The 15,934-nt window shown below is 71.6% G+C and carries 13 protein-coding genes and 2 pseudogenes; 4 read left to right on the top strand and 11 right to left on the bottom strand.

Annotated features, from left to right (window positions below; all coding sequences use genetic code 11):
• Positions 1–282: 282 nt before the first annotated feature.
• The 10 genes from cas1 to BLS43_RS27115 are packed head-to-tail and all read right to left on the bottom strand — an operon-like array spanning position 283 to position 11,102.
• Positions 283–1,371, bottom strand: coding sequence for a CRISPR-associated endonuclease Cas1 (gene cas1 / locus BLS43_RS27150; protein ID WP_176921583.1), 1,089 nt, complete (start codon positions 1,369–1,371; stop codon positions 283–285).
• Positions 1,326–2,153, bottom strand: a complete 828-nt coding sequence (locus tag BLS43_RS27145; RefSeq protein WP_093089557.1) for a reverse transcriptase domain-containing protein — start codon at positions 2,151–2,153, stop codon at positions 1,326–1,328. Before BLS43_RS27145 ends, cas1 begins: the two co-directional genes overlap by 46 nt.
• A 4-nt stretch (positions 2,154–2,157) precedes the next feature.
• Complete coding sequence (locus tag BLS43_RS27140; protein ID WP_093089556.1) at positions 2,158–2,889, bottom strand: hypothetical protein; 732 nt, start codon at positions 2,887–2,889, stop codon at positions 2,158–2,160.
• On the bottom strand, positions 2,889–3,632 hold the full coding sequence (cas6, locus tag BLS43_RS27135; RefSeq protein ID WP_176921582.1) for a CRISPR system precrRNA processing endoribonuclease RAMP protein Cas6: 744 nt from the start codon (positions 3,630–3,632) through the stop codon (positions 2,889–2,891). Before cas6 ends, BLS43_RS27140 begins: the two co-directional genes overlap by 1 nt.
• A gap of 2 nt (positions 3,633–3,634) precedes the next feature.
• The gene (locus tag BLS43_RS30300) at positions 3,635–4,030 is read right to left on the bottom strand and encodes a hypothetical protein (RefSeq protein ID WP_176921581.1); all 396 of its coding nucleotides are present in this window, start codon (positions 4,028–4,030) and stop codon (positions 3,635–3,637) included.
• A complete protein-coding gene (locus tag BLS43_RS27130) occupies positions 4,027–5,316 on the bottom strand; it encodes an RAMP superfamily CRISPR-associated protein (protein ID WP_093089554.1) in 1,290 nt (429 codons plus the stop codon). Before BLS43_RS27130 ends, BLS43_RS30300 begins: the two co-directional genes overlap by 4 nt.
• The gene (locus BLS43_RS27125) at positions 5,313–6,602 is read right to left on the bottom strand and encodes a type III-B CRISPR module-associated Cmr3 family protein (RefSeq protein WP_093089553.1); all 1,290 of its coding nucleotides are present in this window, start codon (positions 6,600–6,602) and stop codon (positions 5,313–5,315) included. The genes BLS43_RS27130 and BLS43_RS27125 overlap by 4 nt, the downstream gene beginning before the upstream one ends.
• The gene (locus BLS43_RS27120; RefSeq protein ID WP_176921580.1) at positions 6,599–7,150 is read right to left on the bottom strand and encodes an RAMP superfamily CRISPR-associated protein; all 552 of its coding nucleotides are present in this window, start codon (positions 7,148–7,150) and stop codon (positions 6,599–6,601) included. The genes BLS43_RS27125 and BLS43_RS27120 overlap by 4 nt, the downstream gene beginning before the upstream one ends.
• Positions 7,141–8,604, bottom strand: a complete 1,464-nt coding sequence (locus BLS43_RS30295) for a Cas10/Cmr2 second palm domain-containing protein (RefSeq protein ID WP_176921579.1) — start codon at positions 8,602–8,604, stop codon at positions 7,141–7,143. The genes BLS43_RS27120 and BLS43_RS30295 overlap by 10 nt, the downstream gene beginning before the upstream one ends.
• The gene (locus BLS43_RS27115) at positions 8,601–11,102 is read right to left on the bottom strand and encodes an RAMP superfamily CRISPR-associated protein (RefSeq protein ID WP_176921578.1); all 2,502 of its coding nucleotides are present in this window, start codon (positions 11,100–11,102) and stop codon (positions 8,601–8,603) included. The genes BLS43_RS30295 and BLS43_RS27115 overlap by 4 nt, the downstream gene beginning before the upstream one ends.
• Positions 11,103–11,668: 566 nt before the next feature.
• Here BLS43_RS27115 and BLS43_RS32210 point away from each other — a divergent pair.
• The 4 genes and pseudogenes from BLS43_RS32210 (at position 11,669) to BLS43_RS27090 (ending at position 14,729) form a co-directional block, all read left to right on the top strand.
• Positions 11,669–12,321, top strand: a pseudogene (locus BLS43_RS32210) (DUF6308 family protein).
• Positions 12,322–12,674: 353 nt separating this feature from the next.
• Positions 12,675–13,139: pseudogene (locus BLS43_RS31915) on the top strand (hypothetical protein); the annotation flags it as partial.
• A gap of 66 nt (positions 13,140–13,205) precedes the next feature.
• Positions 13,206–14,429 carry a GntR family transcriptional regulator gene (locus tag BLS43_RS27095; RefSeq protein WP_093089548.1) on the top strand — a complete coding sequence of 408 codons (1,224 nt, stop codon included), beginning with the start codon at positions 13,206–13,208 and terminating at the stop codon, positions 14,427–14,429.
• Between the two features lie 93 nt (positions 14,430–14,522).
• Positions 14,523–14,729 carry a hypothetical protein gene (locus BLS43_RS27090; protein WP_093089547.1) on the top strand — a complete coding sequence of 69 codons (207 nt, stop codon included), beginning with the start codon at positions 14,523–14,525 and terminating at the stop codon, positions 14,727–14,729.
• Positions 14,730–14,874: 145 nt separating this feature from the next.
• Here the strand turns inward: BLS43_RS27090 and BLS43_RS27085 are convergent, their stop codons facing one another.
• Positions 14,875–15,375 carry an Rv3235 family protein gene (locus BLS43_RS27085; protein WP_093089546.1) on the bottom strand — a complete coding sequence of 167 codons (501 nt, stop codon included), beginning with the start codon at positions 15,373–15,375 and terminating at the stop codon, positions 14,875–14,877.
• Between the last annotated feature and the right edge of the window lie 559 nt (positions 15,376–15,934).

Here is a 15,934-nt window from a genome sequence, read left to right as displayed (position 1 = left end):
GTTGCTATGCCCTATTGAGCGGGCTATCGCTTGCGACCCTACCCGTCGAGAGGGCAGCCTGACCAGCGGCGATGAAGATCGTTGCGAGCACCTCCCCGCCGCACTCCTCAGATCGATCTTCGACGCGTCGATAGCCGAGCCCGACAGGCCCCTGAGCTGCACCGACAGCAGTTGCGAGGACCTCACTGGTTTTGGGCCCCGAGAAGTGGATCTGTTCACGCATGATCATCAGTGGCCTGACCTGCGCGGATAAGGTCTGCACGGCGAGCGGAGTGACCTGTGTCACTTCCACCTCATCGCGCGGTAGCCCTTGGCGGGGTCGAGGATCGCCGCGGCGAGCGCCTTGGCCTGCAGGGACATGCCCACGCGGAGGGAGACTCGGCGGCCTGCGGACGGGTGCGTGACGAGGGTCAGCATTCTGCGCTCATAGGCGGCGAGGAAGGCGTGGCGGGCGTCCGCGCTCATTCGGGCGCCGATCTCGGGCTCGACGGTGAACTGTTCCGGGCGGATCTGGCGGGTGGCGATGCAGCGCCAGACCACGACGTCGACGGTCATGGGCCGGAACTCCTCGACCAGGTCGAGGGCAAGCGACTGGCGCCCCCAGCGGTGTCGGTGCAGCAATCCGACGAGCGGGTCGAGCCCGGCGGTCTCCAGCGCCGCCACGCATTCCTGCACGAGCAGCGTGTAGCCGTAGGAGAGCATCGCGTTGACAGGATCAGGCGGCGGGCGGCGCTGCCGCCCCTCGAAGCCGTACGCCGGGTCGATCCAGCGCCGGGCGTGCTGGAAGTACTCCCGAGTCGCGCTTCCCTCGGCGCCGAGCAGCTCGTCGTGGCTCTGCGCGGAGAGCGCGGCGTCGGCCGACGCGCGCAGTCGGTCCGCGCCTTGAGCTGCGAGATCGTCCTCCGCCCGTCGCCCGGCGCGGAGGAGGGTGACCCGCATGTTGTCGATCTTGCCGACGACGAACTGCGCGGCCAGCTCACGGCACGCCTTGTCGTCGTCGGCGATCCGGTACTGCGCCCGACGGGTCGTGGGGTCCGTCGCGAGCGGTCCGACCAGCCGCGACCCCATCTGCCCGGTCGAGGTCAGCAGCACGACCTCGATCCCGCGCTCGGCCGCGCGCTGGAGGAATGCCGTCGTCAGCCCGACACGGCCGTAGCAGACGACCTGCCGCACGCGCCGCAGGTTGAGCCGCAGCAGCGCGTCCTCTCCGTCCACGACGACGAGGCGGTCGCCGCGGACCCGGATGAGCGACCCCTGCCGGTCGACGTAGACGGTGGTCTCCAGCGGGTGCGAGACCGCCTCGGCGGCGTTGAGCGTCGACGCGGTCACGGTCGCACCGAGGAAGCGCACGCCCTCGTCGTACGACACCACGTGGGACTTCCCGCTGTTGATCTCCAACCGCAGGTCGCTGAGCTCGGTCCCGGCGCTGACCAGCGCACGCTCGCCCTCTCGGCGGACTCCACCGGGATCGCGAAGTCGTCGCCGAAGCGGATGACCCGCCACCCGGCCTCCAGCATCCTGCGGTCGAACTCGTGCAGGTAGAGGTTGCTCAGCAACGGCGAGAGCACACTCCCCTGGTGCAGGCCGAGGCCGCGGTCCGGCGTCGCGGTTCGCCCGCCCTGCACCGGCCGGTCCAGCAGCTGCCCGACCAGGTGGATCACCCGTTCGTCGTCGATCACCTCGCGCAGGCGCCGCAGCACCTCCCACTGCGGAACCCGGGTGAAGAAGTCTCGGACGTCGGACCGCGCGACCCAGGTCGCGCCCTCGTCGCGCGCATCGGTCAACGCGGCGATGGCGTCCTTCGGGCCGAGGCCCCGCCGGTAGCCGAACGACCACGGCAGCAGGCCGGGGTCGACGACCGGGTCCAGCTCGTCGAGCAGGGCGCGCTCGACGACACGGTCGGCGAGCGGTGGGATACCCAGACGCCGCACACCCCCTGACGGCTTGGGGATGTCGACGCGACGAACGGGATCCGCGCGCCAGGTTCCCGCCGCGAGCTGCTCGGCGAGCTCGACGATCCGGCCGGCGGCGCGGCGCTCGAAGAGGTCGACCTCGCGATCCGGCTCGCCGTCGTCGAGCGCCGACGCACGAACCGCACCCCAGGCTCGCAGGAGGGACTGCTCGGTGAAGGCTCGCGCGAAGATCTGCCCCACGCCGTCACTGCCCCGGGGTCAGCAGGATCGGGTCGAACGCACGGGCCCGCTGGCTGCCCGGGACGACCTCGCGGTTGCGGATCTCCGAGGCCACGTACACACAGGTCGTGGCCAGCAGGGCGCCGACCCGGAGCATTGCGAAGGACATCGCCACGGTTCCTCCGGTGGTGTCGACATAGCTCGGGCGATCGCGCCATCCGCGCCGCTCCAGGAGGCCGACGACGAGGCTCTGCGCCTCCGCCACCGCCACCTCCGGATCCCCGCCGTCACTCAGCTCGACCCACTCGACGGCCACGCCGTCGGCTTCGAGCCCCTCCCGCAGCGCCGCTCTCATCACGGTGACCTGGGGCGTCCCGACTGCTACCAGCACCGCCGGTCGACACGAGTCGACGAGCCACTCCGTACTGGTCCGCTGCCCCGTGCGCACCGCCCGCGCGGTGTAGCCGGAGCGGTGACCCACCGGGATCACGAGGACCTCGCGCTGCTCCAGGCCTTCGAGCGCCAGCCCGATCCGGGCCGCCCGTCGAGCGGCTCGGACGATCTGGAACCGGTAGAGCGCCACGCACGCGATGAGCACGAGCACCACCGCGGCCAGACGCAGCAGCGGGTCGCGCCAGTCGTCGTTGCCGAACAGGTCCACCGCGACGTCGGGCAGCACCGGCGCGAACAGCACGCCCACGAAGACGCTGCCCAGGTAGGCACTCGCCCCGGTCAGCAACCTCCGCAGGCTGCTCATCAGCGGGCGGCGACCCGGCGCCCTCGTCCGGTGTGCCGAACGGGCGGGAGTTCGACGGGTTCAACGTCCACGGCACCGAACCCGTGGCCGGTCTGCGCGCCGATGCCGGCGATCTCGGCGAACCCGAGGAGCGCGGCGAAGAGCCGGGCGACCTCGGTGTCCGCCTTCCGGTTCAGCCCCAGCACGACGCTCCCGAGGTAGCCGGTCTGCATCGTCACCTTGCCGACGGGCGCACTGACCGTGTGGCCGTCCATCTCGACGAGGTAGACCGACGACAGCAGGTCGGCGCGGAGGGCGGGTGGGACCGAGAAGGCGGCGGGGGCGAACCGCTCCCATCGGTTGAGCAGTGACTGCACCATCAGCTCGGGTTCGGGGAGCGCCAGGTCGCGGTCGCCGCGGGAGAAGTACAACGGGCTGACGACCTCGATCCGGGCCCGACGCACCGGAGCACGGCCGGCAAGCTCGCCGAACTCTGTCGAAGCGACGTCGGAGGCGACGACGCGATGCGCGCGATCCCCGAAACGCACCGCATCCGGGAGCGGCGGCGAGGTGTCAGCGGCGAGCCAGCCGAGCCGCCAGACGGCGTAACCGTCTCCCGTCGCGGCCGGAGGCCGGACGGCGAACGCAGGCGGACGCCCTGGGGCGGGGTGCCCGAGGACAGCGCAGGCCGCGCCGTGGAGACGGGCCGGGTAGACGTCGAGCGAGTCGGTCGCGTCGACGAGCAGCTCGATGATCGCGGGCATCGTCACTCCTGGGTGGTCGTCGAGACTCGGGCGAAGGTCAGCGGCGCCTGGCCCTCGGTGACCAGCAGCACGACGGGCAGGTGCCACGCGGCGGCGCGCTCGTCCGCACCCCAGGGCACACCGTCGGCGATCTCGCCGGTGACCGGCTCGCCCGCCTCGGCCAGGCCCTCGGTGAGCACCGTGCTGAGCACCCGGTCCCCGTCGATCCGCACACGGACCCACCGGCCGGGTCGCCACGCCCAGAGGTGGGTGCCGATGGGGCGCTCGGCCGGGGCGGGCCCGTGGTGAGCCCCGCGGAGATCGGTCCATAGGCAGGAGTCGGCGCCGAGCAGGTCCAGTGTGGAGGCCCAGGTCGTCCAGCCGGCGCTGGACAATGTGCCCGCGACGAGGTCGCTCACGCGGCGGCTCCTTGGAGCAGTGCCCGCACAGCGGCACCCGTCGGGTGCTCCGCAGCGAGCTCGGACAACAGCTCACGCCCCGCGCCGGACAGCCGGAGCGACCCGTACCCGCGGGTCGTGCCCCCACCGATGCCGACGAGCTGGTCGTCGATGTCGCGCAGGGCCAACAGTAGGAGGCCGCGGTCCGCCGGTGTGAGCTGGTCGCCGGGCCGGGTCGGCTCGACGGTGAGGGTGAGCGACCCGCTCTCGACGACCTCGTCGCTGAACAGCAGTCCGGTGCGGGCGCCACCGGTGAAGCGGTCGATGCCCACGTGGGACCGGTGCACGATCTCGCCCGACACGACGCTGTCGGAGAAGCTCAGCCGACCGACATGCCCGGTCGGGCGTCCCCGTCCCGGCGCGCTGGTCGTCCACCCGAACAGGTCGCAGACCCGGCAGGTACCGCAGGCCGCGCCCTCGTCGGTGTGCGGCATGCAGGCCGGCTGCCCGCACGAGCGCAGGATGTAGCCGCACCGGGCCCGCAGGACTCCCTTCCAGGTGGTCCCCGGGACCAGGGCCGAATCGCCACGGCGGAGGATCGGCGCCCGGTTGGCGGGAGCATCCTGCTGCGGTACCCCACCTCCGATGTGCAGGGGGCCCGCGAGGACGAGCCCCACCGAAAGCTCGGCGGAAGGGCCCGCAGCGGTGGAGCCCTTCCACTCCCGAACCCAGCGGGTGTCGGCAAACTGCTCTTCCCGTCCGCCGAGCAGGGCGCGTAGACCCTCCGGAGTCGCCGGGTCCAGGACACGCAGGCGGACCCGGGTGACCCGCGTCCTGCCACGCCCGGTCGAGCGGCCTCGACCCACGATGGGGCGCCAGCGCGCCAGCACGGCACCGAGATCGTCCAGCTCAGCGCGCTGCGCGCGGTCAACCCGCAGGTAGAGGGACACGGCCGAGCCCGCGGGCAGGACCTGAGCGGAGCGGAAGGTCGAGGAGGCGGCGGCACCGCGCACCGGGTTGATCGCCGTCGAGCGCAGGAGCTCCGGCTCGCTGTGCCGGGTCTCGCTGCCCAGCAGACGCAGCCGAGACGGCACGGTCTCCGGATCGCCGCCGGGCGTGCCCAACCAGGCGTCCGCCGAGTCTCCAAGATGCGACCTCAACGCACCGGCGAGGGACGACGGCGGGGTCCACGCTCCGCCGTCGCGGGCCAGGTTCAGCGGGAGGTCGATCGCGCCGCCGAGCTCGGGCGCCGATACCCCGCCCGGGGTCTCGAAGAGGAGATCGACCTGGATGAATGCGACCGTCATCGACGCGCTCCCCGCCTCGAGGTCTGGACGACGAGATACTCCGACAGCCGCTGGGCCAGGCCGGCGGCCTCGTCGGGCGGCAGGTCCAGCGCCTTGCGGAGCACGTTCAGCCGGCTCTCCCCCAGCGACCCGTACCGCCGCGCGCCCAACAGGACCCGCTGGCCGGCCTGCGCATCGGAGCCCCCGCCCGTCTGCGCCCAAGCGCGGAGGTCGGACACGAACTCCGCGCCGACCCCGGTCCCGAGCACCTCGATCACGAGCGCGTCCGACCTTCTCCGAGCGCTGCGAGACGGCTGCTGGATCGGCGCAGGCGCACGCCACCGGTCCAGCGACACCCAGCCGTTCCCCTCGGCCCGTCGAAGGCCGGTCCCCGTGCGCCACAACCGGTCCAGCCCCACAACGCCGGGATCCCCGTCGAGCTGGAGGACGAAGACCGACCCCGCGGCCACCGCGAAGTCTCGCGGCTTCGGAAGGTTGCTGGCCGCGTGCCACCCCCCGACCGTGGCCGGCCTCAGATAGGCGGATGCGACGGTGGTCCCGACACCGAGCAGGGTGCCGATCTCGACGAGGTCGGGGAACCACGACGGCCTGCCGAGCCCGTCGAGGAAGATACCCGGCGACAGCATGCGCAGCACCAGCCTCCGCGACGCCGGGTCGTACCCGTCGAAGCGGGGCCGCTCGTCGACCGGGGTCGCTCGCAGCTCGGTGAGCCCGGAGGTCGAGCGCCTGCCGCCGAACCGCACGAGCAGATCCGGCTCGCCGAGCCAGCCACATTCCGCGTCGAGGTCACCGTCGACCAGGCCGGTGAGCCGAGTCCCCGCGGCGAGGGCCCGGCGGGTGAAGAGCTTCCCCTCGACGGCCCGTCCGTCACGGTCGAGCTCCAAGCGGGTGTTCTCGACTGCCTGCCCACCGGTCACGGACCCGCGGCTCGCCTCGAGCGGCGAGCCACAGGCTGGGCACCGCGCCGGGAGGTCCTCGGTGAAGGCGGCGTCTACGGGGGCGTCCCCGTCGCAGGCGTACTTGCACCCGAACACCGACAGCGGCCGCAAGGCGTCGTCGGAGGGGTAGAGCGGGCCGTACCGCAGCCCGCCCTCGAAGAGCCGCAGGAACTCGTCGTCGGAACTCGTGTCCGGTCTCGGTCCGCGGAACCGGCCGAGCCAGGACGCGGCCAGCGCTCCGCGGACGACGCTGCCGGGGATGAACCGGTGGGTGTCGGTGAGCCAGCCGGCATCCGGCTGGGTGCCGAGGTGAAGGGGCTGGCGGGCCACCGCGTCGAGCCGGATCATCGCATGGCTCCCGCCAACGCCAGGACCGACGACGCGAGGTCCTCGCTCGGTGGGTCCACACGCTGGAGGTCGACCCACCCGAAGCCACGGTTGCGGTCCGCGCCAACGCTGTGGACCGCGAGCGCGGACGCCCACAGGACGGTCTCGTGCCTGCGCAGGTCCTCGTCGGACAGGGCGTCGAACCGGCGGATCTCGAACGTGGCAGTCTCGGGCCAGCGGAACTCGGCGGCGAACATGCCACCCTCTACCGCCGTTCCGGACTCGTCGTCCTTGCGGATGCGGGTGCCGACCCGCACCTCGGCCGAACCGGCGACGACATCGCCCCAGTGCCACGGGCTCTGCGCGCGGCCGCGCCCGAACACGCTGTCGACCAGGGTGGGGGCCAGACCGAGTGCGGTCGCCTCGGCTCGCATCAGGCCCTTCAGCGACGAGCCGGGAATGATCACGCCGGGGTCCACCGTGTCGTCCACCCCGGGCGCCGCGCGGCCGCGGCCCACCCGGACGGGCCCGTGGAAGGTGATCTGGAAGCGCAACACGGTCACCGCCACGGCCAGTGCCTCTCGATCGTCAACGCATCCGCCAAGGTCATGACGGGATTCGGCAGGAGGAACGGCGCGGTCAGGTCCGCACGGCCCAGCCGTCGGGCAAGGGCCGCCACCGCCACGTCGTCCTGGGCGACGGCAGCCAGTCGGGCGCGACCGGCCGCGGGGAGCCGACACACCGCGTCGATCATCGCCCGCCTTCCCAGAAGGTCCTCCAGGCTCGGCGCACACCGGCCGTCCGACAGGTCGGGCCCGTCCGCGGTGACGTCGATCCAACAGACCGCCGCCCGTTCGGCCTTGTGCGCGGACTTGGCCCGGCGCAGGGCCGACTCGGCCAGTTCGACACTGTCGGCGAAGGGGCGCTTAGCGTGCGCAAACACGATCCCCGCCGACGCCGTCGGCGCCGCGATCGCCACTTTCGCCTTCTCGCCGTATGTGCGGGCCAACGCTGCTGTGCGTTCGCCATAGCCCACCAGGAGCCGGGTCACGAACTCCCAGGCACGGTCTGCGGTCACCGACGCGAGCAGGTCGTCGCCGCCGACCAGGTGGGGAACCACCGGGAGGTACTTGTCGCCGTCCCGCGTGACAGCGACTGTCGCGTCGACCAACGCGGCGTTCACCGCGGCGGCGAGATCCTCCGAGAGCTCGCCGAGGTTGACCCTCGTCTGCTTCAACGAGGCGAAGAGATCGCCGAACCGGTTGCCGTCCACGAACACCGTGGCGAGGTGGTTCGCGTCCGGCCCACCGACTGCCGCCAGCTCACCGAACCCGTCGACCACCCCGATCGGCCTGCCGATCGCCTCCTCGACCCCGAGGCGCAGAGCCCGCTCGGCCGCGAGCCCACCCGGCCGCAGTACCTCCGCCCACTTCGGGTCGACGGTCCGGCTCCACTGCCTCCGGTCGGTGCGGTGACCGCCTTCCAGGTACCGCTGCGCGCAGTCCGCGCAGATGGCGACCCCGGTCGCGTCGCCCGGGTCGATGCGCGCCGCCGCCACTACAGCGGGGGCGAGCCCACAGGCCTGGCAGAAGCGCACCATGGGGACGTCGGCGGGCGGGGTGGGCAGCGCGATCACCCCGGACGAGCCCGCGCCGATACGGTCCCGGCCGGCGCGTCTCGCCGCCGCGCCGGCCTCCAACGCGTCGCGGTAGTCCGATCCGCTGCGCAACTGCACCTCCCACTCCGCGGCCGGCGCGAGACGGTGGAGCAGCACGGCGACGTCCCGAGCGATGTCGTCGGCGACGACCGCGGTGGTCGTGGGCGCGAGCTGCACCGACAGCTGACCGTCGGTGCGCTTGCCGGTGGCGTTCTCGACGCCGTGCGCCTCCCACGCCGGCTTCGTCCAGTCCAGGATCCGGTCGTGGTCGAGCAGCGCGGACGCCCCGCGCCGGCCACGCAGAGTCGGCGTGCGGGCGAGGTAGGACTGGATGCGCTTCGCGCTGACGTCCAGGTAAAGGGTCATATCTGCTCCCTCGGCACCGAGACGGGCAGGCCCTGCGCAGGATGACTGACGTGCGGCAGCGGGACGAACGGCTTGGCCTCCCTGCCCAGGCGCTCTCCGGTAGTCGCGACGAACCAGGCGAAGGACCGGAAGGACTCAGCACCGTTCGGCGTCCCCCGGTCGTCGCGCCACGGTTTGACCGTCGGGTAGCTCACCACCCGGCTATCGACGTGGTCGGTGTGCAACGCGGCGGCGGTGAACCGCCAGTTCTCGTCCATCCGCTCGCCGTGCTCGGCGGCGAACGCGGCGACCAGCTCGTCCGGGTCCGCCTGCGAGACGGTGTCCGTCAGGTACCGCCCCTCGGCGTCCTGCAGGGTGACGGTGAGCTGCTCGACGCTGCAGGATCCGAGCCCGACCCCCTTGCCACCGCCCACGTGGATGCGGAACTGCGGATCGGTGGCCTTATACGGCAGCGGCTGCGGCCGGGTCAAGAAGAGCCGCTCGGGCTGCAGGCTCGCCACGATCCCGCCGATCTCCGCCGCGGTCAGGCCGTCGACAACGAGAGTGACCTTCCACTCGCTGTCCTTCGGTGCGAGCTCGGCCCGTTCGCTGGTTCCACCCGCCGCGGGATGTTTCTTCCACCTTCCCCGCGCCTCGTCCGTGTCCGGGTCGGTGTTCCAGTAGAACTTGCGGCCGCGCAGGGATCTGGGGGTCGTGCGGTCAGGGACACCCCACCGATTTCGAGGCTTGTCCTTCTCTCCCGGCTCTCCGTCCGGATCGTCCAGGTAGAATTGGCCCGACCCCGGCTTCGGCGCGCCCATCGCCGGAAGGTCGACCTCGACGAGAGGCCCGCCCACCGTCCTCGGGGCGTCGAGGATGCGGACGTGCCCCCGGTAGCTGAGCTGCTCGGCTCGGCGGCGGTCCGCTCCACCCAGCCCGGCGAGGCGGGTGTCCGCGCTACCGAAGACGCGGCAGCTGGGGCACAGGTCGTTGGGATCGTGACAGGCCTTCATCCCGTCCAGCACGCGGTCGCCCGCCGCCCTCAACCCGGCGGAGCGCCAGAGGTACGAGAGCGCGATGGCGGTGACGAAGGGGCCCGCCGTCGGGCCGAGCCACACGACCTGGTCCTTGTGGAGCCAGGCTCGCGGACGGTGCCAGCGGCCACGCCCCGGAAAGACGCGGTGGGTATCCGCACCCAGAACATCGTCCAGGCTCTCGCCGCCCACCAGCCTCCGCTGTTCGTCCTCCAGCACCGGTCTCGGCTGCCCGGCGGTGAACTGCTTGGCGCCCTCGGCCGCCTTCAGGAACGTCTCCCACGCCTCGTCGCCGAGGCCGAACGATTGAGGCTTCGACGGGAGCCTCCCTACCGCGCAGAGATGCGTTCCCCGGGCGGGCACGCGGGCGCCGTCGTCGGTGACGAGCACGATCCACTCGCCCTCGGGGTCCAGCTCGACCGGGGCCTCACGGTCGTAGATCTCGCGGCCGTTCTCCCTGATGAACTTGTTGGCCAGGGTGAACCGCTGCCCGGTCGACACGGTCCCGGTCCCGCCCGCCGCGTCGGCCAGCTGCAGGAGCCCGACCCACTTCGTCTCCGTGCAGCGGATGAGACGGGTGGGCCGCCCGTCGACGGCCTCGGCGACGACACCGAGCTGCCATCCGGTGCGCAGGGCAGTGCTCGCGACGTCCCGGTAGACGGGAACGAACTCGTCGTCGAACACGCGAAGGCAGCTGCCGGCGAGGGTCTCGTGCATCGAGCGGAGCGCGCCGTGCAACGACGAGCCGGGCACGAAGTGGGTGCCGTCGGCGGTGCGCGGGGCCCGCGCCACGACGTCGCCAGGCACCCGTGGCCCGACACCACGGACCAGCAGCGGCGAGGCCGCCCGCAGTCGGGCGGCGATCGTGCCCTGGTAGCGAGTCGCGCCTCCGGCCGGCGACCTCAGGGTGTGGTGCCCGGCCGGTTTGCTCCGCGGCGGGGGTGACCCCGGGAACGGAACGAAGGTGTAGGGGTTGACGAAATGCTCGCGCGGACTCGCCCTTTGTCGCTTCTTCTCGGCCTCCTTCTCACCGGCACGTCGGCGTTCGACAGCGGCGGCCCGATCCTCAGCCTTCTTTGCGGCTTTGGCGGCGGCCCACCCCTCGATGTCGGGATCGTCGAAGTGCGCCTGGACCGCCGAGCCCGCAGGCAGGACCCAGATCCCCAGGCTCCCAGCTGCCTGGTCCCTGAGGTCGGCAGGTACCCCGTAGCCCGGTAGGAAGAGCACACCGTGCCGCTCGACGGTGAACCCCAGCTTGGACGCCGGCCCGGACGCCCCGCTGCCTACAAGTTCCGCACGCCCTTCGACCAGGTCCAGCAACCACTCGCCGTCCTCGGTCTCCAGGTCGCCGATCTGGCCCTGCTGAAGCTCCTGTTGGAACATGTTCTTCTTCAGCTCGAGCCGGATCCACCGTGCAGCGGCCCGGTGTGGGGCGAACTCCACGGTGTTTTCGTCGACTCGGACCACAGTCACGCGCTCGGTCATCCCCGCAACACCCCGATTCGCCCCACGCTCGTCCTCACACATCCCCTGACGGACACGACGCGGACGTCGTCTCGTGGAGATCAGTTCGGAGTGGTCGACGCGTCGTTAGCCGCCGACAGGATCGGGGACGACGAGCGGGCCTCGACGATCGCCAGACGCGCAGGGATCTCGCCCGCAATAACGGCACGGAGTGGCGTCCTGGACTACCTGATGTCGCACAGGTGCCGAATGAGCCGCTCGGAGCGACACCCACACGGGTGAGACTCGCATGGTGGCATCACCCTAGCGTGGCCTCATGGATAGCGTCGAGTGATGTCGGAGACCGGGTGCCCCGTCTGAGCGATGTGCATGGTGTGCCGATCGACCGACGGGCTCCGGGTCCGGACGATGTCCGGCCCCGCAGGCGAGGTCTGCTGGACGGCGTGCGAGAAGCACGCGCACGGCTGGGCCCGGTGACCTTGACGCGGGACGCGATCGTCGGGCTCGCGCGCGAACATCGCGAACACCTCGGGCTCCCACTGAAAAGGCTCCCACAGAAGACTCCGCCGGGATGACCAATCGGCGCGATGACGTTCCCCGACGCCCTCCGGGATCCGAACGAGGCCGCGCACCTGTTGCACCAGTACTTCATTCGCAGAGATGAGCGTGACGGCAGCCCCTTCTACACCGGCGGGCAGTTCGAGCGCTTCGCCGGCGGCGACCGCCCCGACGTCGCCGACACGTTCACCGTGGACGACCTCGTCGCCGTGTCCATGCTGAGTGTCACGGTCCCGGGGCGGGCGGCACTCAACATCCTCGGGCCAGACGCGGGCGAGCTCGCCGAGTTGCTTGCCGCCATCCCCACCGACGTCGACCTCGTCGACGCCGAGCCGCACATGATCGATGACGGGTCGGCCGCCAACCACCTCTGGCAGGCGTTGCGGAGTCAGGCCGGCATTGGCCCCGTCGTCGCAGGCAAGCTCCTCGCCCGCAAGCGCCCGCGCTTGGTCCCGGTCATGGACAGCGTCGTGCTCAAGCGCTCGGTCACTCGGGTCGCGGATACTGGCTCGACCTGCGTCACCATCTCCGGGCTGACGACAAGGCGCTCGCCACTCTGCTCGACGACGCCCTCAAGCGAGTCGGGCTCACCGGGGAGGTCGGCACGATCCGCGCGTTCGACGTCGTCGTGTGGCTCACCGGCAAGAACGCCCTCGAGGAGAACCAGCGCATCTACATGTGAGACCAAAGCCGGACCGCGTCCCAGCTGCGGATGGGCTGTGCGACAAGATGTTCGGGGAGGACAACTGACCATCGGGAGCGACGTGGCGACGAAGGCAGCATCCTCGACCAGGCCATCGGCCAGATCCAGGACGAGGGCCTGCGCGCTCGGATAGCCCGAGAGGTAGAACTCCTTCGCGGCTCCCCCGCCGCTTCGGCCTGGTCTTCGACCGCCGCCTGCCGGAGGCCGTCCGTCTCCCGACCAAACGGCGCCGCCATGCAGCCCACCTCCGCCGTCGCGCTCACTGCCCTTCCAGCTAAGACAGCAAGACGGCCCGCTGCACGTCGGGGACCGCGCACCGCGAGGCCACTGACGGAAGCGGCTTCGACATCGCCGCCCTTACTCGAACCGACGACGGGCAACGGCCCATAATCACCGTCGGGGTCAAGCACGTCGACCCGTTCTCGCGGCCCCTTCTGGTTCCGCAGCGCTACGCAGCTGCGCTTGCGGCGTTGGGCATAACCGCAGCGACCACTGCGACCGTGATCGGCTCCCACGGCAGTCAGTTCCTCCGGTCGGTCCTCCTCACCGACTCCGTGCGCCGAGGCGGCAATACAGGGGTCGCGGTCGCGGATTCCGCGCTCGCAGTCGTGCTGAGCCGTGAGGACGATCCCATCGCCCGCGACGTCGTCCACGACCTGGGCCGTGCCCAGGGGGTGGTCCCAGTGGCTTGGTGGACGTTGGCGTCGTTCCTCGATGCGACCGCGCAGGAACCGGAACTGGCGGACTGGGCGGACTCCATGCGAGCGCGGTACGTCGACGTGGTCCAGTCGACCTAATCCGCTGCTGGACGACTTCCGACGTTTCGCCACGAAGGAGGGCGTCGACTGGCTACGGTCCCGCCCATGCTGGACGAGCTGGGCAAGCTGGATCCCTCTTCAAGCGTCGCCCCCTACCGCCAGATCGCCACCTGCCTGTACGCGGTGATCCGCGACGCGGCGCCGGGGACGCGGCTGCCGTCGAACCTTGAGCTGGCCGGCCACTTTAGGGTCGCCCGCATGACGATCCGGGCTGCGGTGGCCGAGCTCGCGCGCGATGGCCTGGTCGTCACCAGACAAGGCTCAGGGGTGTACGTCGCCCCTCGCAGGGGGCCGGGATTCTTCGACGTCGTCGACGCGGTCCGCGACGAGCTCGCAGGATCGAGACAGGACCGGCTGCCCAAGGCAACCGTAGTCGCGCAGAACCATGGCGTCTCCGATCAGATCGCCCGCCGTGCTCTGGACGTTCTGGAAGCGGAGGGTCTCGACCGCGACGTCCGACGCACGCCGAGGCGCGTCGACGTCGACGCGGCCGAGCTCGCATTGGGCGCGGCGGTCACCGCGGTCGAGGCCGCGCACGCGTCCATACCCCACCAGCGGACCTTGAGCGGCGGCCAGCGAGAGCGGGTCGCAGCGCTGCTGCGTGGTCTCCAGCAGGTCACCAGCTCCGCGACGCTCACCAGTACCGCGGAGTCGCTCGAGCTCGCCCAGCAACACCTCCGCGCTGAGGCTGCCGTTCTTGACGCCGCGCAGCTCGCCCGCGACCACCTCGCCGAGGCGAACCCGCGCCGCTGGGCCCACGTCCACGCCGTCGCCGAACGAGCCGCCGAACTCGCCACCCACCTCACTCCCCACGACGCGGCCGTGCTCCGGGCGGCGGCATGGCTGCACGACATCGGCTACTCCCCCGGCATCGCGTCGAGCGGCTTCCATCCGCTCGACGGCGCCCGGTTCCTCGCCACCACCGACACGGACCCCCGGGTGGTCGCGCTCGTCGCCCACCACTCGGCCGCCGCGAGCGAGGCCGTCGAACTCGGCCTCGACACCGAGCTCGCCGCGTACCCCGACGAGCACAGCATCGTCCGAGACCTGCTCTGGTGGTGCGACATGACCACCGGACCCGACGGCCGACCGATGACCTTCACCGACCGCATGGCCGAAGTCCGAGCCCGCTACGGGCCCGATCACTACGTCAGCCGCGCGATGGAGCACGGCCTGCCTGCCCGAGCCGCAGCGTTCGAGCGAGCCGAAGCCTGGATCGGCGAAAGGCGTCCTGGCCTGCTGCCTGAGAACGACGCCGGGTCGCTCTAAAGCTTCGCGGTCGGCGCCGCGCGCCCAGATCACACGGCCGCGCCGTGCCGGCCTGCCCCGAACTGTCGGGGCCTGCTTCTAGCGTCCAGGATCGTGAGCGACGAGCCCGAGTCCACACCCCGCACCGTCCTGACCCGCCTGGTCGCCATGACCTTGAGCGAGGACCGCGCGCTCACCCACCTCAAGTCCAGCTTCGTCCGGGTCGGCGGCGAGATCGTCACCGACCCGGACCTCGAAACCGACGCGCCGATCGTGATCTGCCCCCCGCCCATCACCGAGCAGCAGCAGGCGGCGAGCTGACCCGACCCCGGGCGACGTCCACCGGCTCGACGCGGTGCGGCCCAGGCACGCTCCTCCGCCGGGGTCGCACCGCGTCGTCGTGCACGGCCCGCGAGGTCGACACCGCCCGACGGCCGGGCGGAGTCCCCTCCGCCCGACCCTCGGGCTACAGCACTCGGATCGTCTCGCAGACCCACTGCTCGCCGAGCTCGAACGATGCGGCCAGGGCCCGACGGCGGCCGCGGAGCCGGACCGACGCCGCGACCTCCACCGCTCCCTCGTGCGGCTGCACAGCACGGACGCTGAGCAACCTCGCCCCGCCATGGGAGCCGGCCCGGTCGGTGGGCAGTGCGGCCAGGTAGCGGAGCACTCGGGGGTTGACCAGGTCCCGTACCTGCCGGGGCGACCGGCGCTGGTCGAGCACGTCCACCAGCATCGCCACGACCGCGGCCGCCTCCCGCAGTGCCTCCTGGTCTTGCACGATGTCGACGACCGGGTCGCCCGCCGGCAGCGGTGTCGGCTCCTCGACGACGGGGTGGTGCCCGCACCTCTCGCACGGGCCGAGCAGCTCCTGGCCGTCCCAGATGTAGCGGTAGCGGGGCTTGAGCCCGAGTGCGGTGCGAAGAATGTCCTGTGTGGTCTCCTCGCTGTCGCGGGTGATGGTCATGGCGGCCTCCCGGCAGGGTCGACAGCCAGCCCGCTACGGATGGGCGGTTGCACGTGCAGTTGGTGGGGCTGGCTGCGGGGCGCGGTGCGAAGCGCCCGCCCTTTCCCCCGCGCCCGACTCCGCCCGGCGAGGCTCGCGCTCCAGGGCGGCCCGAAGGGCCGTCAGCGTGAGCTGATGCGAAGCACCCTGGAACGTGAGACCGGGCGGAGTAAGCGGCCCCACCCAGCAGAAGCAGCCCGGCCGGAGGCCCGACCGAGGCCGCCCGGCGGCCCAGGCTGTCCAGCTCCGGGGCGGTTCCTCCGCGATCAGTGTCGTGGTCGAGTACGCGGTCACCCAGGTGAGAGGGGACTAAACCCATAACTCTTTGCCGGCCAGCATTCCATGAGCCCAGCACCGGCCTCCAACCAGCGACAGTGTCGTCAGGAGCCACCCCTGCCAACCTCCACAACCCCGGGCCACGCGCAGGGTTTCGCGCCACGAGGCGCTCCACGGTCTGATCGTGGCTGCGCTCCGACTCAGAGTGGCTGTTGGGGCGAGTCCGCCCCAGGTGAATGTCGGC

This window comes from Pseudonocardia oroxyli, assembly GCF_900102195.1.
GTDB lineage: Bacteria > Actinomycetota > Actinomycetes > Mycobacteriales > Pseudonocardiaceae > Pseudonocardia > Pseudonocardia oroxyli.
This window is presented reverse-complemented; position numbering and strand designations above follow the sequence as displayed.